This window comes from Epibacterium ulvae (assembly GCF_900102795.1).
Classification (GTDB): domain Bacteria; phylum Pseudomonadota; class Alphaproteobacteria; order Rhodobacterales; family Rhodobacteraceae; genus Epibacterium; species Epibacterium ulvae.
The window spans coordinates 67,649-87,554 of record NZ_FMWG01000012.1; the positions used below are offsets into that span (position 1 = coordinate 67,649).

General features: G+C 57.7%; 23 protein-coding genes. 22 read left to right on the top strand and 1 reads right to left on the bottom strand.

The annotated features are described in order from the left end of the window. Window positions 1–24: 24 nt before the first annotated feature. Both fabG and BLP79_RS16155 read left to right on the top strand, forming a co-directional pair. Window positions 25–762 (top strand): 3-oxoacyl-[acyl-carrier-protein] reductase, encoded by a 738-nt coding sequence (gene fabG, locus BLP79_RS16145; RefSeq protein ID WP_090220699.1) that lies wholly within the window; start codon window positions 25–27, stop codon window positions 760–762. Window positions 763–1,181: 419 nt separating this feature from the next. After that, entirely contained in the window at window positions 1,182–1,415 is a 234-nt protein-coding gene (locus BLP79_RS16155) for an acyl carrier protein (RefSeq protein WP_090220702.1), read from the top strand. Window positions 1,416–1,488: 73 nt separating this feature from the next. On the opposite strand, the gene BLP79_RS16160 is transcribed toward BLP79_RS16155, so the two are convergent. Next, a complete protein-coding gene (locus BLP79_RS16160; RefSeq protein WP_090220704.1) occupies window positions 1,489–2,406 on the bottom strand; it encodes a PilZ domain-containing protein in 918 nt (305 codons plus the stop codon). Between the two features lie 392 nt (window positions 2,407–2,798). Between BLP79_RS16160 and fabF the strand changes: the two genes are divergently transcribed. The 20 genes from fabF (at window position 2,799) to BLP79_RS16260 (ending at window position 19,777) form a co-directional block, all read left to right on the top strand. After that, entirely contained in the window at window positions 2,799–4,064 is a 1,266-nt protein-coding gene (fabF, locus tag BLP79_RS16165) for a beta-ketoacyl-ACP synthase II (RefSeq protein WP_090220706.1), read from the top strand. Beyond that, entirely contained in the window at window positions 4,065–5,219 is a 1,155-nt protein-coding gene (gene mltG / locus BLP79_RS16170) for an endolytic transglycosylase MltG (RefSeq protein WP_090220707.1), read from the top strand. It begins immediately after the preceding gene. A gap of 225 nt (window positions 5,220–5,444) precedes the next feature. Next, on the top strand, window positions 5,445–5,840 hold the full coding sequence (locus BLP79_RS16175) for a recombinase (protein WP_232716262.1): 396 nt from the start codon (window positions 5,445–5,447) through the stop codon (window positions 5,838–5,840). Continuing rightward, on the top strand, window positions 5,749–7,110 hold the full coding sequence (locus tag BLP79_RS16180; RefSeq protein ID WP_090220710.1) for a DNA-packaging protein: 1,362 nt from the start codon (window positions 5,749–5,751) through the stop codon (window positions 7,108–7,110). Before BLP79_RS16175 ends, BLP79_RS16180 begins: the two co-directional genes overlap by 92 nt. Before the next feature lie 175 nt (window positions 7,111–7,285). After that, entirely contained in the window at window positions 7,286–8,479 is a 1,194-nt protein-coding gene (locus tag BLP79_RS16185) for a phage portal protein (RefSeq protein ID WP_090220712.1), read from the top strand. Then, a complete protein-coding gene (locus BLP79_RS16190) occupies window positions 8,472–8,690 on the top strand; it encodes a GTA head formation protein, RCAP_rcc01685 family (protein WP_090220714.1) in 219 nt (72 codons plus the stop codon). The genes BLP79_RS16185 and BLP79_RS16190 overlap by 8 nt, the downstream gene beginning before the upstream one ends. A gap of 33 nt (window positions 8,691–8,723) precedes the next feature. Further along, window positions 8,724–9,278 carry an HK97 family phage prohead protease gene (locus BLP79_RS16195; RefSeq protein WP_090220716.1) on the top strand — a complete coding sequence of 185 codons (555 nt, stop codon included), beginning with the start codon at window positions 8,724–8,726 and terminating at the stop codon, window positions 9,276–9,278. A gap of 16 nt (window positions 9,279–9,294) precedes the next feature. Then, window positions 9,295–10,446: a phage major capsid protein gene (locus BLP79_RS16200; RefSeq protein WP_090220717.1), complete on the top strand. Its 1,152-nt coding sequence runs from the start codon at window positions 9,295–9,297 to the stop codon at window positions 10,444–10,446. A gap of 168 nt (window positions 10,447–10,614) precedes the next feature. Further along, entirely contained in the window at window positions 10,615–11,214 is a 600-nt protein-coding gene (locus BLP79_RS16205; protein WP_090220719.1) for a head-tail connector protein, read from the top strand. Continuing rightward, window positions 11,211–11,558 (top strand): head-tail adaptor protein, encoded by a 348-nt coding sequence (locus BLP79_RS16210; RefSeq protein WP_090220721.1) that lies wholly within the window; start codon window positions 11,211–11,213, stop codon window positions 11,556–11,558. The genes BLP79_RS16205 and BLP79_RS16210 overlap by 4 nt, the downstream gene beginning before the upstream one ends. Beyond that, complete coding sequence (locus tag BLP79_RS16215; protein ID WP_090220722.1) at window positions 11,555–11,971, top strand: DUF3168 domain-containing protein; 417 nt, start codon at window positions 11,555–11,557, stop codon at window positions 11,969–11,971. The genes BLP79_RS16210 and BLP79_RS16215 overlap by 4 nt, the downstream gene beginning before the upstream one ends. A gap of 27 nt (window positions 11,972–11,998) precedes the next feature. After that, a complete protein-coding gene (locus BLP79_RS16220) occupies window positions 11,999–12,412 on the top strand; it encodes a phage major tail protein, TP901-1 family (RefSeq protein ID WP_090220724.1) in 414 nt (137 codons plus the stop codon). 3 nt (window positions 12,413–12,415) lie between these two features. After that, window positions 12,416–12,721 (top strand): gene transfer agent family protein, encoded by a 306-nt coding sequence (locus BLP79_RS16225; RefSeq protein ID WP_090220726.1) that lies wholly within the window; start codon window positions 12,416–12,418, stop codon window positions 12,719–12,721. After that, complete coding sequence (locus BLP79_RS16230; RefSeq protein ID WP_090220729.1) at window positions 12,718–12,975, top strand: rcc01693 family protein; 258 nt, start codon at window positions 12,718–12,720, stop codon at window positions 12,973–12,975. The genes BLP79_RS16225 and BLP79_RS16230 overlap by 4 nt, the downstream gene beginning before the upstream one ends. Then, window positions 12,926–13,546, top strand: coding sequence for a phage tail tape measure protein (locus BLP79_RS16235; RefSeq protein ID WP_090220730.1), 621 nt, complete (start codon window positions 12,926–12,928; stop codon window positions 13,544–13,546). The genes BLP79_RS16230 and BLP79_RS16235 overlap by 50 nt, the downstream gene beginning before the upstream one ends. Before the next feature lie 28 nt (window positions 13,547–13,574). Further along, window positions 13,575–14,207, top strand: a complete 633-nt coding sequence (locus tag BLP79_RS16240; protein WP_090220732.1) for a DUF2460 domain-containing protein — start codon at window positions 13,575–13,577, stop codon at window positions 14,205–14,207. After that, window positions 14,204–15,085: a DUF2163 domain-containing protein gene (locus tag BLP79_RS16245; RefSeq protein ID WP_090220734.1), complete on the top strand. Its 882-nt coding sequence runs from the start codon at window positions 14,204–14,206 to the stop codon at window positions 15,083–15,085. The genes BLP79_RS16240 and BLP79_RS16245 overlap by 4 nt, the downstream gene beginning before the upstream one ends. Further along, window positions 15,082–15,549 (top strand): NlpC/P60 family protein, encoded by a 468-nt coding sequence (locus BLP79_RS16250; protein WP_090220735.1) that lies wholly within the window; start codon window positions 15,082–15,084, stop codon window positions 15,547–15,549. The genes BLP79_RS16245 and BLP79_RS16250 overlap by 4 nt, the downstream gene beginning before the upstream one ends. 6 nt (window positions 15,550–15,555) lie before the next feature. Beyond that, window positions 15,556–19,470, top strand: coding sequence for a baseplate multidomain protein megatron (locus BLP79_RS16255; protein WP_090220736.1), 3,915 nt, complete (start codon window positions 15,556–15,558; stop codon window positions 19,468–19,470). A gap of 7 nt (window positions 19,471–19,477) precedes the next feature. Then, window positions 19,478–19,777 carry a DUF7742 family protein gene (locus BLP79_RS16260; protein WP_232716260.1) on the top strand — a complete coding sequence of 100 codons (300 nt, stop codon included), beginning with the start codon at window positions 19,478–19,480 and terminating at the stop codon, window positions 19,775–19,777. Window positions 19,778–19,906: the final 129 nt, after the last annotated feature.

Here is a 19,906-nt window from a genome sequence, read left to right on the forward strand (position 1 = left end):
CCCACACGAAATAGGGATATAAATATGTTTGATCTGACAGGAAAAACCGCGCTGATCACCGGCGCATCTGGTGGCATCGGTGGTGAAATTGCACGGGCGCTTCATGCAGCGGGGGCCACGGTTGCGCTGTCTGGCACCCGCGAAGCCCCGCTGGCCGAACTGGCGGCGGATCTTGGCGAGCGGGCGCATGTGCTCACCTGCAACCTTGGCGATGCGGAAGCCGTTGAAGCCCTGCCAAAGCAAGCGATCGCAGCGATGGGATCCGTTGATATTTTGGTCAATAACGCAGGTATCACCAAAGATAATCTGTTTATGCGGATGAAAGATGAGGAATGGGAAAGCGTTTTGAACGTGAATCTCACCTCGACCATGCGCCTGTGTCGCGGTGTTTTGCGCGGCATGATGAAGGCGCGCTGGGGGCGCATTATCAATATTTCGTCTGTGGTGGGCGCAACGGGCAATCCGGGGCAGGGCAACTATGCAGCCTCTAAGGCGGGCATGGTGGGCATGTCCAAATCGCTGGCATATGAGGTGGCAAATCGGGGCATCACTGTGAATGCAGTTGCACCGGGTTTCATTGCAACTGCAATGACAGACAAATTGAACGACACCCAGAAAGATGCGATTCTGACGCAGATCCCCGCAGGACGGATGGGCGACGCCCAAGAGATTGCCTCGGCTGTGCTGTATCTGGCCAGCGCTGAATCCGGGTATGTCACAGGCACAACCCTGCATGTGAATGGCGGCATGGCAATGATCTGATCACGGCCAAGGCACAAGTGATCTTAATCGGTTACGTCGTCTGTGGGTCTCTATGGACGACGTTTTTTGGGCTCAGTCTGGATTTTCCAAGCGCTTCGCTCTTGCCAGATGCACGTGAGAGCTTAGATTGAGGCCGTTGGGTGGTATCAAGGCAGGATCAAAAGCGGGCAGAAGCTGTTGCAACGTCGCCGAGGGACGAAGTTGCAGCTGGTTGCATTTAACCCCGTGAAAACATTTGCCTTAGCCAAAAGCTATGCTATAGGCGGCCCATATTCGCGGTTTCTGTGTTTGCAGAGACGCCGCATCTTTGCCCCAAAAGGGGCGCAACCGCCCAGCTTGGGCATTCGTACGGCGCCCCAACTGTCCGCTGGGCACGGGCCAAACCGGGCAAATTGCCCAGACAAAGACGAGGAAGAAACATGAGCGACGTCTCAACCCGCGTAAAGAAAATCGTTGTAGAGCACCTGGGTGTTGAAGAAGACAAAGTAGTTGACACAGCATCGTTCATCGATGATCTGGGCGCAGACAGCTTGGACACCGTTGAACTGGTTATGGCGTTTGAAGAAGAGTTCGGCATCGAAATCCCTGATGATGCGGCTGAGACCATTCAAAGCGTTGGTGACGCAGTGAAATTCATCACTGAAGCGTCTTAATAGGCCAAACTGGCTATAAGATTTTTACAAAACGGTGCTCGTGATCTGCGGGTGCCGTTTTTGTTTTTAGGAGTTATTGCATCTGTTGAGGTTGCGGCAGCGTTGGTTCAACATCGGGATTGCCTGAGCTGGCCAGCACGAACATCATGTCGTCAATGCTAAGGTAAGACTCAAATTTAACGCCGATATAATCCGCGTTGCACCAGATCACTTTAGCATCCAGCGTATAGTTGCTCACCAGTATTTGCAGCATCTGATCGGGTTCAAAGGCGTGATCCATTCGGATTTTGCCGCCAAGCTGGCTAAGATCTACAAAATTGGCGCGTTCTGCGCGGGCGCTGACCTCTGGGGCCGCGTGTGGCATGACCCAACAGGGGGCCGCACAGGGGAACCGTTTTGCCAGACGTTTGCGATGTGAACTAAACCGTTCCATCAAAACAATGCCCAAGGCAAACAGCGCGATTGCAGCAAAAGACATAGCTGTCGCTTCGGTTGCCGTGACACGGCGCACAAATTCGGTGATCCCATTCCCTTTGCCACCGCCGCTGGGGGCATCGCCGCTGATTGCGCCCAAAGCCTCTTCGCGACAGCCTAGTGATTCAATATCGCGCCTGATGCGATCCACAAAGGCTTGAGCGGACAGTTGGTTTGCCAAATTATTGGTTTTTTGCAGGGTGGAGAGATCGTAGCGTTGTACCAGACGTTCTTGCAAATCGACGAAATTGGAGAGGGGGTCTATCATCTTGATAAGACCCGCATTGGTGAGCTGCTCATGGATCATCGGTTTGGGCAATTTATCCAGCGCAGAGCGCAGTTGATTGCGCGCTTGCGGATATGCGCCGCTGTTTGCGTGTTTCAGAAAGTGATCGGCAGAAATATGCAGACTGGTCAGATCCTGAAACAGGGCGCAGCTGACTTCGCCCACCGCTAAGGCCGGTTGGGCCAAAGTGCTGAACAGTGCAAATGTCACAATCCGCAGTGTAATGCGCATCTAGCGTTTCCCGTGCCAAACCGTTGTTTTTGCATCCGTGAGGTGAAAACCGATGCGTATTTGATCTAGTTTATTGTTCTGGCTTACTAATTTGACGTTAACAAAAGATCATCTTTGGGCCAGAAGGCGTGGATTTTATCCGGGGTAGGGAGGCAGGCTGGCATATGGGGACAGCCAACCTGCCATAGACCTTCGGGAACCGGTAAAGGTCTAAGTTATGAAACTGAAACTACTTTTGATTGAAAATTATTTCTATCTTATTATCCAAACGGTAAATCCTCATAAAACCAAAAAGCTTATTTCGTGCAGGGGAATGATAAGCTGTACTTGAACCTTTAGGCCATTCCACGTTATCTGGAGCGCGGAATTGCCGAGGTGAAGGAGAGCAAGGTATGCGTCGAGTAGTTGTGACCGGATTGGGTTTGGTAACCCCATTGGCAAGCGGTGTAGAAGAGACATGGTCACGCCTTCTGGATGGTCAGTCCGGCGCGGGCCCGATTACCCTGTTTGATGCCGAGGCCAGCGGCGTGACCACGACCTACGCGTGTGAAGTTCCCCGTGGTGATGGCTCTGAAGGCACCTTTAATGCTGATGATTGGGTGATCAAAAAAGATCAGAAGAAGATCGATGATTTCATCCTTTACGGTATCGCAGCGGCAGAAATGGCCATTAAAGATGCAGGTTGGCAGCCCGAAGATCAGGACAGCCTTGAACGTACCGGCGTTATGATCGGCTCTGGCATCGGTGGGCTCAGCTCGATTGCAGATACGGCTGTGATGATCAAAGAACGCGGTCCACGTCGGGTGTCTCCTTTCTTTATTCCCGGCGCGCTGATCAATCTGATTTCTGGTCAGGTGTCGATCCGTCATGGTTTTAAAGGTCCAAACCACTCGGTTGTGACAGCCTGTTCGACCGGTGCCCATGCCATCGGCGATGCAGCGCGTCTGATCAAATCTGGTGATGCGGATGTTATGGTTGCAGGTGGGGCCGAGGCCGCAATTTGCGAAATCGGTATTGCAGGCTTTAACGCGTGCAAAGCGCTCAGCACCAAATATGCAGACGACCCTACGAAAGCCTCACGCCCTTATGACGCAGACCGCGATGGGTTTGTTATGGGCGAAGGCGCAGGCATCGTGATCCTTGAAGATTATGAGCACGCTGTTGCGCGGGGCGCAAAAATCTATGCTGAAGTTCTTGGTTATGGTCTGTCCGGCGATGCCTATCACATCACCGCCCCGTCCGAGACTGGCGAAGGCGGAGAACGTTCGATGCGGGCTGCGTTGAAAAACGCGGGCCTTAAACCAAGTGATGTTGACTATATCAACGCACATGGCACCTCGACCATGGCCGACACCATCGAACTGGGCGCGGTTGAACGCATGCTGGAGGATCACGCAGCCAACGTCACGATGTCTTCGACGAAATCTGCAACTGGCCACCTGTTGGGCGCTGCGGGCGCGATCGAAGCAATCTTTTCGATCCTGGCCATCCGTGATCAGGTGGCGCCGCCTACGATCAATCTGGACAATCAGGCGGTGGAAACGCCGATTGATCTGGCGCCAAATGCAAAACGCGAACGCAAGATCGATGTGGCGCTGTCCAACTCCTTTGGGTTTGGCGGCACCAATGCCTCTGTGGTCTTCGGGAAGACCAAGTAAATGTGGCGCAGCCTGGCCTCTAATGTGATGTCCCTTATGGTGGTGGCGCTGTTTCTGTTTGGCGGCGTCCTCCTTTGGGGGCAGACACAATATACCTCAGACGGCCCGCTTGAGGCCGCGATCTGTCTGCGTGTTGAGCGTGGCTCTAATATGACCCGTGTCAGCGAAGATCTGGCGGAACAGGGGGCGGTGAGCTCTCCTGCCATTTTTCGACTGGGGGCCAAATACGGTGAAAAGGTCAACCTGCTGAAAGCGGGCAGCTATCTGGTGACATCTGGCGCGTCGATGGCAGAAATCACCGATCAGATCACCCGCGGCGGAGCCTCAACCTGCGGCACGGAAATTGTCTACCGCGTCGGCGTCACCCGTGTGCTGGCAGAGGTGCGCGAATTGGACCCTGCGACCAGTCGTTTTGTCGAACGGGCTGAATTCCAGCCGGGCGTCGAAGAGGTTCCGGCCGAATACAGCCGTGTGCGCGATCAGGCGGACACCCGATTTCGGATTGCATTGGCCGAAGGTGTGACCAGCTGGCAGGTTGTGGAAGCCCTGAAATCGATGGATGTTCTGGTTGGGGATCCGGGCCCACGCCCAGATGAAGGCGCGCTTGCACCTGACAGCTATGAGGTGCGTCCCGGAACCGCGCGCGCTGATATTCTGGCAGATATGACAGCCCGGCAAAACGATCGCATTCAGGCCGTCTGGGCGCAGCGTTCTGACCGCGCAGCTGTAACCACGCCTGAAGACATGCTGATCCTCGCCTCGATCATTGAGAAAGAAACCGGTGTTGCCCGTGAACGGCGGCAAGTGGCTTCGGTCTTTACCAATCGCATCAATCGCGGCATGCGCCTGCAAACAGACCCCACCGTTATCTACGGTGTCACACAGGGCGAAGGCGTGCTGGGCCGTGGTCTGCGTCAAAGCGAGCTGCGCCGGGCGACCCCGTGGAACACCTATGTGATCGATGGTCTGCCCCCCACACCCATTGCCAATCCGGGGCTGGCAAGCCTAGAGGCGGCAGTGGATCCGGATGAAACAGATTTCATCTTCTTTGTGGCGGATGGCACCGGTGGCCATGCCTTTGCTGAAACGCTTGCTGAACACAATGAAAACGTGGCTCGCTGGCGACAGATCGAACGCGACCGCAACAATAATTAATCTTAGATCCACCCGCTGCCAGTCAAAGCATAATGGCAGCGGGTGGTTTTCTTTTAGGCCGTGCGCTGTGTTCACGATTAGGGAATAGGACCGCACGCTCAGGATCGCGGGCGCGTTGAAATCTTTCATCAATGTGCTAACGTCGCAGGGCAGGGGCGTTTGGCGTTCAAACGTTGGGGCGGATCATGTGCTGTCTACAGGCAGCAGCAACTGAGCCTTCATTTCATGACATTATCAGACAGACACGTTTACGTGTCGCACGCGGTCAGTGAAACGACCCATGCAGAGGTGCTTTTGGAGCAATCCAAGGATCTTTTGCGATCTTTGATGAATTCAATCCAAAGTCTGCGCCAAGAGGTCGAGTGCTGGCACGACATGCTAAAGACCAGTCTGGATCTTGATCCAGAGCTGATGGAGCAGAAACCCTATGTAAGCAAACTCGAATCCCTCATCCGTGAGTGCCATAAAGTGGAGAGAACCCTTGTCGAACAGTTACGCACAGCAGCTGGCGCAGAAGACGCAGGATTTGATGCCGAGGCCGCAAGGGTACAGCTCATGGGGCGCTTGGCTCGCCTGCAGGAGCACGAAGACCAAACAAAGCTTCCTGACGACGCTGGATGACGATCAGCTGCAGGCTTTGCCCTATTGTTTTGATATCTGGGCGCTCTCTCATCAGATCCAACCAGCGGGAGAGTGGCGGGCTTGGGTAATCCTTGGCGGACGTGGGGCTGGGAAAACCCGTGCTGGCAGCGAATGGGTGCGCCAACAGGTTGAAGGGGCGCGCCCTTTTGCACCGGGACGCGCGCGCCGTGTTGCGTTGCTGGGCGAAACCTATGATCAGGTGCGCGACGTGATGATCGAAGGAGACAGTGGTCTTTTGTCCTGTGCGCCCCCAGATCGACGCCCCATCTGGAAAGCCAGCGCGCGCAAACTGATCTGGCCCAATGGGGCTGAGGCACAGGCCTTTTCCGCGCAAGACCCCGAAGCCCTGCGCGGACCACAGTTTGATGCGGCTTGGGCGGACGAGTTGGCGAAATGGAAAAAAGGGCAAGAGGCCTGGGATATGCTGCAATTTGCCCTGCGCCTTGGGGACACTCCACGGGTCTGTGTCACTACAACACCGCGGGTGTCTCCTTTGCTTAAGGATCTGTTGGCCAGCCCAACCACCGTACAAACCCATGCGCCCACAATGGCCAATCGCGCCAATCTCGCCCCCTCCTTTCTGGCTGAGGTCAAGGCGCGCTATGGCGGCACCCGATTGGGCCAGCAGGAACTCATGGGCCAAATGCTGAGCGAGGTTGACGGTGCTATGTGGTCCACTGCGCAATTGTCTGATCTCTATTGCGCAGATCCGCCGCAACTGGATCGTGTCGTCGTTGCGGTTGATCCTGCGGTGACTGCAAAAGGCACCTCAGATGCCTGCGGGATCTTGGTCGTTGGGGCCAAGATGTGTGGCCCTGCAGAAGACTGGCGCGCCTATGTGCTGGCGGATTATACGACACAGGCAGCTGGCCCGCTGGAATGGGCAACCGCTGCGGTGGCTGCCCGTGCGCACCACAATGCGGATCGTCTGGTGGCCGAGGTCAACCAGGGTGGTGCATTGATTGAAACGTTGCTGCGACAGGTGGACCCACACGTACCGTTTCGCGCGCGCTATGCCGCCAAAGGCAAATCCGCCCGCGCAGAACCGGTGGCAGCCCTTTATGAACAGGGCAAAGTGCGTCATGTGCCGGGCCTGACGGCACTGGAAGAACAGATGTGCCAGATGACACCGCAGGGCTATCAGGGGACAGGCTCTCCCGACCGGCTGGATGCGTTGGTCTGGGCCCTGACCGAGCTGATGATCGATCCCTCCAAACCTGCAAAAATTCCGCGCGCGCGACAGCTCTAGGCGTTTTTTCAAACTTACAATTGGCCCGCCTTAGCGCGGGCCTTTTCTATATTTCAATGACTTAAGGCGAGTGTTGCGCCCTCGGCGCACCCTCTGGCATCAAAGTCTTCAACCCTGTCAGGCAATCTTTTCCCATGTTTCGGGCAATCGCCCCCCACTGGATGAGGAGCCGAAGATGGTGTTTGACCGCTTTCGACGCAAAGACAACACACCGCCCGCACCGCGGCGCTCAGTCGAGCGCAAAGCGAGCGCGACAGCGCGGGTCGCACAGGCGGTGCAGGGCGGCCATGTGGCGTGGAGCCCGCGTGATGACGCCTCCTTGGTGCGCGCAGGCTTTGCGGCCAATCCGGTTGGATTTCGCGCGGTGAAACTGATCGCAGAATCCGCCGCTGCACTGTCACTTGTGTTGCAAACACAAAGCGAACGGTATGATAGCCACCCGATGCTCGCATTGCTGGCGCGTCCCAACCCCGCACAGGGGCAGGCTGAATTGCTAGAGGCGCTTTATGGTCAGCTTTTGCTCAGCGGCAATGCTTATGTGGAAGGCGCAGGCTGGGGCGCTGACGGACCGGTTGAACTGCATGTTCTGCGCTCTGACCGGATGCGCGTCATTCCGGGATCAGATGGCTGGCCTGCGGGATATGAATACAGCGTAGGGGGGCGCAAACATCGGTTTGAAACCGCTGCTGAGGCAACCCCAATTTGCCACATTCGCAGCTTCCACCCCCAAGACGATCATTATGGATTGTCACCCCTGCAAGCCGCAGCTATGGCGGTGGATGTGCACAATGCAGCGTCGCGCTGGTCAAAATCTTTGCTGGATAACGCCGCACGCCCCTCAGGGGCATTGGTTTGGAATGGCGAGGCAGACAGCCTCAGCGAAGATCAGTTTCAACGCCTAAGTGACGAAATTTCCACAAGCTTTCAAGGTGCGCGCAATGCTGGTCGCCCCATGGTGCTGGAAGGCGGACTGGATTGGAAGCCGATGGGATTTTCCCCGTCTGATATGGAATTTCAACAAACTAAAGAGTCCGCCGCCCGTGAAATCGCGCTGGCCTTTGGGGTGCCGCCAATGCTGTTGGGCATTAAGGGGGACGCCACTTATGCCAACTACCAAGAGGCCAACCGCGCCTTTTATCGGCTTACTGTTTTGCCACTGGCAGCCCGTGTTACGGCGGCGCTTTGTGATTGGTTGATACCCGGATCAGATCTGCGTCTTGCGCCAGATCTGGATCAGGTGCCGGCCCTCGCGGCTGAGCGCGAAGCCCAGTGGCGGCGCGTGAGCAGTGCGGATTTCCTGACAGATGCAGAAAAGCGCCGTCTGTTGGGCCTGCCGGTCCAAACGATGGAGGGAACACAGGATGGCTGATGGCCCATACCCCTCGTTTGATTGTGCACCCGGCCTGCGGCTCAGTGCCCATGAACGTATTCACCAGATCGAACAAGAGGCGTTGAACCGCCGTCTGGACCGGATCGAAGAGATGATGGCGCGGCTCGAAAAACGCCTGTGGCTCACGGTTTATGGCGTCGCCGCTGTGATCCTTGCACAAGCATTTCAGTCCTTTCTGACCGCGCAGTAACTATACTTAACAATGTGTTAAAAGGAGGAGTTGATGTTTCATCAACCCGAATTGGAAACAAAATTTGCACGCTCCGATACGCCGCTATCTCTAAGCGATGACACTAGAATTCAAGGCTATGCCAGCCGGTTTGGGGAGGTGGATCAAGGCGGTGATCTGGTAATGCCGGGTGCCTATCAATCCTCGCTGCAAAAGCTGTCAGAAGGTGGTCGCAAGGTCAAAATGCTCTGGCAGCATGACCCAGCGCAACCCATCGGCGTGTGGGATGAGGTGCGCGAAGATGAGACCGGGCTTTGGGTCTCAGGGCGTTTGCTGCGCGAAACCCAACGTGGTGCTGAGGCCATCGCCCTTATTCAGGCCGGCGCGCTGGATGGATTGTCGATCGGGTATCGCACCCGCCGCAGTACCAAAACCAAAGAGGGCCAGCGCCAGTTGCTTCAGGTTGATCTGTGGGAGGTTTCCTTAGTGACCTTCCCGATGTTGCCCAGTGCCCGCGTGACAGACGCACAGGTCAAATCCCGTGACGATAACAGTGATCAGCTGGCGCATGCCCTGCGCCAGGCCAGCCGCGCCCTTGCCGAAATGTAACCCTTAGGAGAGCCCGATGACACAGGCCAATGACACCGCAAATCTGACTGACTCTTTGAATGAATTTGTAAGCCATATCAAAGGCTTTCAATCTGAAATTAAAACTGAACTGAAACACACAAATGAGCGAGTGACCATGCTGGATCGTACCACCCGACAGGCCCATCGTCCCCATCTGGCGGCGAGTATTCAAACAGAGGCTCCGCATCAAAAGGCCTTTAACACCTATCTGCGCTCAGGCGATGATGCTCCGCTGCGTGGCCTTGATTTTGAAGGCAAGGCGATGTCGACCGCGGTAAACGGCGATGGCGGTTATCTGGTGGACCCTGTCACATCCGACACCGTGAAATCGGTGCTGTCCTCTACCGCATCTATCCGCGCGGTGGCCTCGGTCGTGAATGTCGAAGCCAGCTCATATGATGTGCTGATCGATCAAAACGATATGGGATCGGGCTGGGCCACTGAGACCGCGAACAGCACGGAAACCGCAACCGCAACGCTGGATCGGATCGCAATCCCACTGCATGAGCTCAGCGCGCTTCCCAAGGTCTCACAACGACTGTTGGATGACAGCGCCTTTGATATCGAAACCTGGCTGGCGGGGCGCATCGCCGATACATTCGCCCGCGCTGAAGCGGCCGCCTTTGTGACGGGCGATGGTATTGATAAACCCACCGGATTTCTGACACATCCCAGCGTGGACAACGACAGCTGGAGCTGGGGATCGCTGGGCTATGTCACGACCGGCAGCCCGGGTGCCCTATCTGATGCGGATAAGATCGTGGATCTGGTTTATGCGCTTGGCGCGCAATACCGCGCCAATGCAAGCTTTGTGATGAATTCCAAAACCGCAGGGCAGGTGCGCAAGCTGAAAGACGCGGATGGGCGCTTCCTGTGGTCCGATGGTCTGGCGGCCGGAGAACCGGCACGCTTGATGGGATATCCTGTACTGATTGCCGAAGACATGCCGGATATGGCGGTTGATAGCCTGTCGATTGCCTTTGGTGATTTTGAATCTGGTTACACGATTGCAGAACGCCCCGATCTGCGTGTGTTGCGCGATCCCTTCAGCGCCAAACCGCATGTTCTGTTCTTTGCCACGAAACGGGTTGGCGGCGATGTCAGTGATTTTGCTGCAATCAAATTGCTGAAATTCGGCACATCCTGATCCTTTGATCCTTTGATCCTGTGATGTCTGAATGACGAGGGCGGCAGCCCGCCTTCGTCGGTACGTGTGCCTCACGGTCTTTGGCCGTCCCGCTGCTCCCTCCGTCCTTGCGGTCAAAGCGAGGCACACGCGCCCACCTCTTTTTCCATCCGCCAGCGGAGATCTGCGATGATGTTGACTGAACGCTCCCCCATTCCTGTGGCCGCCTTGCCCATCGAGGCCTTTCGCGCGCATTTGCGCCTGGGGCGTGGATTTTCCAGTGATACGCTGCAGGATACCCTGCTAGAGGGGTTCTTGCGCGCAGCTTATGCCGCGATTGAAAGCCGCACGGGCAAGACCCTGATCATCCGTGCGTTTCAGCTGGATCTTCAGCGCTGGGACAGCCATGGGGCGCAAACACTGCCTGTGGCTCCGGTTGCTGCAGTTGATCGCATAGCACAGGTCGATTCCCTTGGCGCAGAAACAACGGTCGCGCCTGATCGCTACGCATTGCACCCGGATACCCAACATTCACAGATCGTAGCCCGTGCTGGCGCGCTTCCAAACCCTCCCAAAGGGGGGCTGATCCGCATCGACCTGCAGGCGGGTATGGCGGCCACACATGCGGATCTTCCAGCCGATCTGGCGCAAGCTGTGATGATGCTGGCCACGCATTTCTATGAACACCGCGAAGACACCGGGCTGCATCGGGGCTGTATGCCCTTTGGCGTGACCAGCCTGATTGAACGCTACCGTACCTTGCGCCTTCGACTGGGAGCCACATCATGAAGCGCGCTGCAAAACACCGGTTAAATCGCGCGCTTGTTCTAAGCGCTTTGGATCAAACGGCGGATGGTGCGGGCGGCTATCATGAGGTCTGGCAGGATCTTGGCACGCTCTGGGCAGATGTGCGGGCGCGCTCTGGGCGCATCGCAGCCCAAAGTGGCACCGCCACGTCTTTGCAGCACTATCGAATTACGGTGCGTGCAGCGCCCGTTGGCGCGCCAGATCGCCCGCAGGCCGGACACCGGCTGCGCGATGGCGCGCGGGTGTTTTTGATCCATGCCGTTGCAGAAGAGGATGCTGACGGCCGCTTTCTGACCTGTTTTGCAACAGAGGAGATCGCCATATGACCTATGCGCTTTCTGCAGATTTGCAAACATCAATTTACCAACTTTTACAGAGTGATACAGATGTTTCCTCACTTTCTGGTGACGCGATATATGACGCGCTGCCAACGGGCACGTTGCCAGAGACCTATGTGGTCTTTGGGGGCGAAGAGGTCCGCGACAGATCTGATCAGACCACCCAAGGCGCGCTGCATCTGATCACCCTGCGGGTGGTGACACAGGCAGCGGGGTTTTCACAGGCCAAGGCGCTGGCCGGGGCCATTTCAACCGCGTTGACAGACACGCAGATCGCGCTGCCGCATGGACGGGTTGTTGGCCAATGGTTTGACCGCGCCACCGCGCGCCTGCTCAAGACCGGAGGGCGTGAAATAGTGCTGCGCTTTCGCATTCAGGTCGAAGACAGCTCTTCACTGTAACTCATTGAATTTCATAGGAGGTATCCCATGGCAGCCCAGAACGGCAAAGATCTTTTGATCAAAGTAGACATGACCGGCGATGGTCAATTCACCACCATCGCAGGCCTGCGGGCAACACGGATCAGTTTTGATGCGGAAAGTGTGGATATCACCAGTCTGGACAGTCAGGGCGGCTGGCGAGAGTTGCTGGGCGGGGCCGGCGTGCGCTCTGCCACGATTTCAGGATCAGGTGTGTTTCGCGATGCGGACACAGATGCGCGCACCCGCCAGTTGTTTTTTGATGGCGAAACCCCGCGCTTTCAGGTGGTTGTTCCTGATTTTGGTATCATCGAAGGCGCGTTTCAGGTCACAGGGCTGGAATATGCCGGCAGCCATAATGGCGAGGCCACTTATGAGCTGACATTGGCCAGCGCCGCGGCGCTCTCATTCACGGCGGTATAAGGTATGGTGAACCCACACCGCGGCGAGGTGGAGCTGATCCTGAATGGTGACCCTTATGTGTTGCGCCTCACATTGGGCGCTTTGGCAGAGCTGGAAGAGGATCTGGAGGCCAAAGACCTATTTTCCTTGATCCAGCGTTTTGAAAGCCAAAGCTTTTGCACACGGGATCTGATGGCATTGTTGCTCGCGGGGTTGCGGGGCGGTGGCGCGGATCTGTCGGCACGTGATCTGGCGAACGCAGAAATTGCGGGCGGTGCGATGGCTGCGACCCGCGTGGCGGCGCAGCTTTTGGCGCGTGCTTTCACATGAGCGCCTTTGACTGGCCAGCCCTGCAGCGTGCGGGGCTGAACGGATTGAACCTGCGCCCAGAGGATTTCTGGGCGCTGACGCCGCGCGAACTGCAAGTGATGTTGGGGGCCGAGGCACGGCCAGCGCTTGGCCGGTCCGGCTTGCAGGCCTTGATGCAGGCCTATCCCGACGGCGCAGGCTTACCCGAAACAGATGGAGGATATAATGGCTCAGGAAGATCTGAACACGCTGACGGATCGCGCGCAACTGCTTGAAGACAGTTTGGGCGGCGCAGCTGAGATGGCGGCCAGTTTTGATAAGGAACTCAACCGGATGCGCGGGGCAGTTGCGGCAACCGAACGCGACGTTCAAACGCTTGAACGGGGGCTTTCAAAAGGGTTGCGACGTGCCTTTGATGATCTGGTCTTTGACGGGGTCAAACTGTCAGATGCGCTGGACACAATCGCACAATCCATGATCCGCACCAGCTATAATGCCGCCGTGAAACCCGTTTCAAACCATGTGAGCGGGTTTCTCACCGATGGGCTGAGCAATGTGATTGGCGGGTTGTTTGGTGGCGGTGGTGACACCGGGATTGCCACAGCCGCGCGCAGTATTTTTGGCACGGGCGGAGAGATCGCGACGCAGGCGCCCGCGCGGCTGGCGCACGCCGCACCGGTGCAGGCACCACAGATTGCGCGTGCGGCAGACCCCATCCCGCGCGCCGCGCCCGTTTCGGTGGTGATGAATGTGCAAACCCCCGATGTTCAAAGTTTTCAGCGCAGCCAAACCCAGATTGCTGCCCAGATGAGCCGCGCCATGGCCCGTGGCAACCGCAACGCCTGAGGAGACCCAGTATGAGGAGACCAGTATCATGAGCTTTCACGACGTCAGATTTCCCGCTTCTCTCAGCTTTGGCTCTATCGGCGGGCCAGAGCGGCGCACCGATGTGGTGACGCTGACCAACGGCTTTGAAGAGCGCAACTCCCCCTGGGCCCATTCCCGCAGGCGCTTTGATGCGGGGCTTGGTCTGCGCAGCCTGGAAGATATCGAAACGCTGATTGCTTTTTTTGAGGCCCGCAGCGGCCAGATGTATGGGTTTCGCTGGAAAGACTGGTCTGATTACAAATCCTCCTCTGCAGGCAAGGACATTACCTTTCACGACCAGCAGATTGCCATGTGTGACGGGGTCACGCGGGAATTTCAGCTGATGAAAACTTATCGCTCGGGGGGGCATCGCTATCAGCGTCCAATCACCAAACCGGTTGTCGGAACTGTGAAACTGGGTTTGGATCAGGAAGAGATGCAAGAGGGCGTGGATTTCACGCTGGATATCAACAGTGGCCTTGTCACCCTTGGGCTGGCCCCGGAACAGGGGCGCGCCCTTGTGGCGGGCTATGAATTTGACGTGCCGGTGCGGTTTGACACAGATCGCATTCAGACCTCGGTTGCATCCTTTCAGGCGGGCGAAGCGCCCACGGTGCCTGTGGTGGAGATCCGGGTATGATGCCCGCAGCGCTGAAGGCGCATCTGGAGACAGGCCATACCACGCTGTGTCGCTGCTGGGCGGTAAAACGCAGCGATGGGGTGATGTTTGGCTTTACCGATCACGATTGTGATCTGACCTTTGACGAAATGCAATTTAAAGCCAACAGCGGGTTGAGCGCACAAAGTCTGCAGCAGGCAACGGGCCTGTCGATTGACAACACCGAAGCCATCGGCGCGCTGTCTGATGCGGCGGTGAACGAGGCCGATATCGACGCGGGCCGCTTTGATGGCGCAGAGGTGCGTGCCTGGTTGGTCAACTGGGCAGATGTCAGCCAGCGTATGCTGCAGTTTCGCGGCCACATGGGAGAGATCCGCCGCGCAGGCGGGGCCTTTCAGGCGGAATTGCGCGGCCTCACGGAACAGTTGAACCGTCCGCTGGGACGTGTTTACCAAAAACCCTGTACCGCCGTGCTGGGTGACAGCGCCTGTGGTTTTGATCTGACCACGCCGGGCTATTCGACCGAGGTTACGCTTGGCGCGGTGCGCGAGGGGCAGATCTTTGTTGTGCCCCTGCTGGAGGATTTTGAACCAGACTGGTTCCGACGGGGTGTTTTGCGGGTGATCTCTGGCGCGGGAGCGGGGCTGTGGGGTGCGATCAAAGGCGATCTGATCAAAGGTGGAACGCGCACCATTACGCTTTGGGAATCCCTGCGCGCGAATATTCAGCCCGGCGATCAGGTCCGGTTGACTGCCGGCTGTGATCGCCGTTTTGAAACCTGCCGTTTGAAATTCAACAATGCGCTCAACTATCAGGGATTTCCTGATATTCCGGGCGAAGACTGGCTGATGGCAGTGCCACGACAAGAAAACCGGAACACCGGCGGTAGCCGCAGATGAGCAGGCCAGAGAACAGCGCGTCTGTGCTTCACGCCGCACGGCGTTGGCTTGGCACGCCTTACGTGCATCAATCGGCTACGCTGGGGGCAGGCTGTGATTGTCTGGGTCTTGTGCGGGGGGTCTGGGCCGATCTTTACGGCGCAGCGCCTGAAACACCACCTGCCTATAGTATGGATTGGTCCGAACCCCAAGGCGATGAACGCCTTTGGCAGGCGGCCTCTCGGCATTTGAGGTCCAAAACATTGGCAGATGCAGATGCGGGGGATGTGATCCTGTTTCGGATGCGCGCAGGTGCTGTGGCCAAGCACCTTGGCATCCAGTCGCACATCGGTGCAGCACCTCGGTTTATTCATGCCTATCAGGGGCATGGGGTGGTCGAAAGCCCGCTGAGCCAGCCGTGGCAGCGCCGTATTGTCGCGCGTTTTGCCTTTCCCCACCTTCCCACGCAATCACATCAGGAGTAGCAGCAGATGGCGACGATCCTTTTATCAGCAGCAGGCGCCGCGATTGGCGGGGCTGCCGGGGGCACGGTTCTGGGGCTTTCATCAGCTGTGGTGGGGCGCGCGGTTGGCGCGACTTTGGGCCGGGCGATTGATCAACGCATTCTGGGCAGTGGTGCAGCGGCGGTGGAAACTGGCAAGGTCGATCGGTTCCGCCTGACCGAGGCCAGCGAAGGTGCACCGGTCCAGCAGGTATATGGGCGTATGCGGGTCGGGGGGCAGGTGATCTGGGCCTCTGATTTTGTGGAGCGTTCCACCACCAGCGGCGGGGGAGGCAAAGGCGCTCCCAGCCAGCCCAAGGTGACACAATACAGCTATCAGGTATCGCTGGCGATTGCCCTGTGTGAAGGCGAGATCCTGTCTGTCTCGCGCATCTGGGCAGATGGCGAAGAGGTTGCGCCAAAGGATCTTAATCTGCGGCTTTATACTGGAACACCTGATCAGCAGCCTGATCCGGTGATCGAGGCGATTGAGGGCACAGGACAGGTGCCGACCTATCGCGGCACCGCTTATGTGGTGATGGAACATCTGGATCTGGAACGGTTTGGCAACCGGGTGCCGCAGTTTTCCTTTGAAGTTTTGTGCGCAGCCCAACCGAGTAATGACGCCTTTGATATGGATCTGCCGCAACTGATCCGTGGCGTGGCCCTGATGCCGGGCACCGGCGAATACAGTCTGGCGGCAACGCCAGTGACCTATGATCATGGCCCCGGTGAAAAGGTGCCCGCCAACAGCTTTTCTCACAGCGGTGAAACGGATCTTGTGACCTCGCTTGATACGCTGGGGGCTGAATTGCCACGTTGTGATGGGGTGTCTTTGATTGTGTCGTGGTTTGGCGGCGATCTGCGCTGTGGTGACTGCCGGTTGGAACCCAAGGTGGAAGCGGCGGATACGGATGGGTCTATGCCGTGGAGCGTTTCGGGATTGGAGCGGCGCGATGCAATTGAAATCGTGCGTGAAGACGACCGCCCGATCTATGGCGGCACGCCAGCTGATGCAGCGGTTGTGGAAGCCATCCGCGAAATGAACGCGCGCGGTCAGCGGGTGATGTTTTACCCCTTTATTCTGATGGATCAGACACGGGATAATCTGTTGCCGGATCCGTGGAGTGATCGGGACAGTCAGGCGCATCTGCCGTGGCGTGGGCGGATCACCACCAGCCGTGCGCCCGGTCGCCCCGGCACGCCGGATCAGACCGCGCAGGCTGATACTGAGGTTGCAGCTTTTGTCGGTACCGTCAAAGCCAGTGATTTCACCATCAATGCGGGGTCTGTCACCTATGAGGGCCCTGAGGAATGGAGCTTTAGCCGCTTTATCCTGCATTACGCGGCCCTGTGCACTGCGGCGGGGGGCGTTGCAAGTTTCTGTATTGGATCAGAACTGCGTGCCCTGACGCAGATCCGGGGCGCGGCGGGCTTTCCCATGGTGGAGGCGTTGCGCGCCCTCACGGCTGAGGTGCGCCAGCTGATGGGGCCGGATGTGAAACTGGGCTATGCGGCGGATTGGTCCGAATATTGGGGTTACACCAGCCCGGAAGGCAATCGCTATTTCCATCTGGATCCTTTGTGGGCTGATACAAATATCGATTTCATCGGCATTGATAACTACATGCCCCTGTCAGACTGGCGCGACGGCCAAGATCATGTGGACCGCGCCGCAGGCGTGCCCTCGATCTATGATCTGGATTATCTGCGCGCCAATGTGGAAGGCGGAGAGGGGTTTGATTGGTATTATGAGACCCAAGCTGATGCAGACGCCCAAAGGCGCACGCCGATCACCGATGGCGCACATGATGAACCCTGGATCTGGCGCTATAAAGACATTCGCAATTGGTGGGATAAGGATCACTTTGAACGCATTGATGGCGTGCGCCAAAGCCAATCCACACCATGGGTTGCGCGTTCAAAACCGATCTGGTTCACCGAATTTGGCTGTGCTGCCATTGATAAGGGCACGAACCAGCCGAATAAATTTCTGGACCCCAAAAGCTCGGAATCGAAACTGCCGAAATTTTCCAACGGCGAACGGGATGATCTGATCCAGCTGCAGTATCTGCGGGCGATGATTTCCCATTGGAGCATAGCAGAAAACAACCCGATCTCAGAGCTTTATGAAGGGCCGATGGTGGATCTGGCCAATGCCTATGTCTGGGCTTGGGACGCGCGCCCGTTTCCGGTGTTTCCCAATGCGCTTGAAACTTGGAGCGATGGCGAGAATTATCCGCGTGGGCATTGGTTGAATGGGCGCATCGGTCAGCGGTCTTTGCCCGAGGTGGTTACAGAAATCTGTCATCGCTCAGGCCTGACGGATATTGATGTCAGCGGTCTGATTGGCATGGTGCGTGGTTATGGTCTGCGAGAGGTGGTGGATGCGCGCGCGGCATTGCAGCCGTTGATGCTGCGCTTTGGTTTTGATGCGATTGAACGTGATGGCACGTTGTTCTTTAAGATGCGCACCGGCACTGAAACCAGCCTGCTTGATCAGGATCAGCTGGTCGACAGTTCTGAAATGGATGGCACGGTTGAAGAACTGCGCGCAGGCGAGGCGGAACTGACCGGACGCGTGCGCCTGCGCTTTGCGGAATGGGGCGGGGATCATGCGCTTTTGTCGGAAGAGGCGGTTTTGCCCGACGAGGCGACACAGGCCGTGAGCCAGAATGATCTGCCAATGGCGCTGACACGCAGTGAAGCGCGGGCCACAGTGGAACGCTGGCTGGCTGAGGCGCGGATGGCGCGTGACAGTTTGCGTTTTGTTCTCCCTCCGTCCCAAATGCATCTGGGGGCAGGCGATGTCGTTGATCTTGGCACTGGCAATGGCCCTGCGCTGTACCGGATTGACCGGGTGGAGCAGGGGGAGGCGCAGCTGATTGAAGCCGTGCGTATTGATCCCGAAGTGTACCGCCCGGCCTTTGTGCCGGAAGATCTGCCCGGTGTGAATATCTTTGCCGCGCCGACGCAAGTGTTGCCCTTGTTTCTGGATCTGCCCCTGTTGCGCGGGGACGAGGTGGCCCATGCACCGCATCTGGCTGTGACGGCTGCGCCCTGGCCGGGGAGTGTTGCAGTTTATAACAGTGCGCAGGATTTTGATTATAGCCTGTCAGAGATTGTGGCCGCGCGCGCGACGGTTGGCGTTACGGAAACGCCGCTTGCGGCAGCGCAGCCCGGCGTTTGGGATCTGGGTGATCCGCTTCGGGTGCGTCTGATTTCGGGCATGTTGCAAAGCCGCGATCCACAGGCGGTTTTGAACGGCCGCAATGTGCTGGTGATTGGCGATGGCACGCCCGGCGGTTGGGAAGTGTTACAATTCCAAGAGGCAGAGCTGGTGGCACCTGATACCTATCTTTTGCGCCGCCGCTTGCGCGGTCAGGCGGGCAGCGATGCAGAGATGCCCGCGGTCTGGCCGGAAGGGTCTTTTGTGGTGGCGCTGGACGGTGTGCCCAATCAGTTGGATCTGGCCCTGAGCGCTGTGCAAAGTGAGCAGCATTACCGGATTGGCCCGGCGCGGCGGCCTTATGATGATCCAAGCTATCTGCATGAGATGCACCGTTTTGAAGGGCGGGGCCTGCGTCCCCTTGCGCCGGTGCATCTGCATCAAGAGGGACGGCTGGGCGGGGATGTGCAATTTAGCTGGATCCGGCGCACCCGTATCAACGGCGACAGCTGGGATATGCCCGAAGTTCCCCTGGCAGAGGAGCAGGAAGCCTACCAGATCACCGTAAGGCGCGGCGCTGAGGTGTTGAGAACGCAGAGGGTCACAGCGCCGCACTGGCGGTATTCCCAAGCGGCGCAAACTGCGGATGGGGTGCAACCGGGGGATCAGATTGACGTGGCGCAGATCTCTGCTCTTGTCGGGATGGGCGCGACCTTGCGGGCCGAGATCAGGTAGGCAGGTGATGATGCGACGCCCTGTATTACCCGGAGATGTGGCTGCCGTTGCGCGCGCTTTGCTTGAGGTTGCGCCCAAGGCGCGCGCGCCTCTTTGTGATGAGATTTTTACAGGCGCGGCTATGGCCATGATCCATGTAAGCCAGACAGGTCAGCTGCACCCCAGATGGGGGGATGGCAGTTTAAACGCCGCAGCGCGCCGGTTTGTTCTGGCAGATGAGCCGGGATATGAAGATCTGAGCTACCTTGAGGCCACGCAAGTGGTGCTGGAAAGGCTGCGTATGAATTTGTGCCAGCATGACAGATGACACGGTGGGAGAGGCAAAGGGGGCGCTCCCGTCCCCCCTATGGCGACAGAAATCTGTCACCGGGGCGTTGGGCCGGGCGGGGCGCGGATGCGCCCCGCAGTTGCATTCCTGAGCGGCAGATATGCGCAG

What these genes read in the sequence shown, in the direction of transcription:
- fabG (WP_090220699.1), top strand. Translation starts at nt 25, where the DNA reads ATGTTTGATCTGACAGGAAAAACCGCGCTGATCACCGGCGCATCTGGT.
- BLP79_RS16155 (WP_090220702.1), top strand. Translation starts at nt 1,182, where the DNA reads ATGAGCGACGTCTCAACCCGCGTAAAGAAAATCGTTGTAGAGCACCTG.
- BLP79_RS16160 (WP_090220704.1), bottom strand. Translation starts at nt 2,406, where the DNA reads ATGCGCATTACACTGCGGATTGTGACATTTGCACTGTTCAGCACTTTG.
- fabF (WP_090220706.1), top strand. Translation starts at nt 2,799, where the DNA reads ATGCGTCGAGTAGTTGTGACCGGATTGGGTTTGGTAACCCCATTGGCA.
- mltG (WP_090220707.1), top strand. Translation starts at nt 4,065, where the DNA reads ATGTGGCGCAGCCTGGCCTCTAATGTGATGTCCCTTATGGTGGTGGCG.
- BLP79_RS16175 (WP_232716262.1), top strand. Translation starts at nt 5,445, where the DNA reads ATGACATTATCAGACAGACACGTTTACGTGTCGCACGCGGTCAGTGAA.
- BLP79_RS16180 (WP_090220710.1), top strand. Translation starts at nt 5,749, where the DNA reads ATGCCGAGGCCGCAAGGGTACAGCTCATGGGGCGCTTGGCTCGCCTGC.
- BLP79_RS16185 (WP_090220712.1), top strand. Translation starts at nt 7,286, where the DNA reads ATGGTGTTTGACCGCTTTCGACGCAAAGACAACACACCGCCCGCACCG.
- BLP79_RS16190 (WP_090220714.1), top strand. Translation starts at nt 8,472, where the DNA reads ATGGCTGATGGCCCATACCCCTCGTTTGATTGTGCACCCGGCCTGCGG.
- BLP79_RS16195 (WP_090220716.1), top strand. Translation starts at nt 8,724, where the DNA reads ATGTTTCATCAACCCGAATTGGAAACAAAATTTGCACGCTCCGATACG.
- BLP79_RS16200 (WP_090220717.1), top strand. Translation starts at nt 9,295, where the DNA reads ATGACACAGGCCAATGACACCGCAAATCTGACTGACTCTTTGAATGAA.
- BLP79_RS16205 (WP_090220719.1), top strand. Translation starts at nt 10,615, where the DNA reads ATGATGTTGACTGAACGCTCCCCCATTCCTGTGGCCGCCTTGCCCATC.
- BLP79_RS16210 (WP_090220721.1), top strand. Translation starts at nt 11,211, where the DNA reads ATGAAGCGCGCTGCAAAACACCGGTTAAATCGCGCGCTTGTTCTAAGC.
- BLP79_RS16215 (WP_090220722.1), top strand. Translation starts at nt 11,555, where the DNA reads ATGACCTATGCGCTTTCTGCAGATTTGCAAACATCAATTTACCAACTT.
- BLP79_RS16220 (WP_090220724.1), top strand. Translation starts at nt 11,999, where the DNA reads ATGGCAGCCCAGAACGGCAAAGATCTTTTGATCAAAGTAGACATGACC.
- BLP79_RS16225 (WP_090220726.1), top strand. Translation starts at nt 12,416, where the DNA reads ATGGTGAACCCACACCGCGGCGAGGTGGAGCTGATCCTGAATGGTGAC.
- BLP79_RS16230 (WP_090220729.1), top strand. Translation starts at nt 12,718, where the DNA reads ATGAGCGCCTTTGACTGGCCAGCCCTGCAGCGTGCGGGGCTGAACGGA.
- BLP79_RS16235 (WP_090220730.1), top strand. Translation starts at nt 12,926, where the DNA reads ATGGCTCAGGAAGATCTGAACACGCTGACGGATCGCGCGCAACTGCTT.
- BLP79_RS16240 (WP_090220732.1), top strand. Translation starts at nt 13,575, where the DNA reads ATGAGCTTTCACGACGTCAGATTTCCCGCTTCTCTCAGCTTTGGCTCT.
- BLP79_RS16245 (WP_090220734.1), top strand. Translation starts at nt 14,204, where the DNA reads ATGATGCCCGCAGCGCTGAAGGCGCATCTGGAGACAGGCCATACCACG.
- BLP79_RS16250 (WP_090220735.1), top strand. Translation starts at nt 15,082, where the DNA reads ATGAGCAGGCCAGAGAACAGCGCGTCTGTGCTTCACGCCGCACGGCGT.
- BLP79_RS16255 (WP_090220736.1), top strand. Translation starts at nt 15,556, where the DNA reads ATGGCGACGATCCTTTTATCAGCAGCAGGCGCCGCGATTGGCGGGGCT.
- BLP79_RS16260 (WP_232716260.1), top strand. Translation starts at nt 19,478, where the DNA reads ATGATGCGACGCCCTGTATTACCCGGAGATGTGGCTGCCGTTGCGCGC.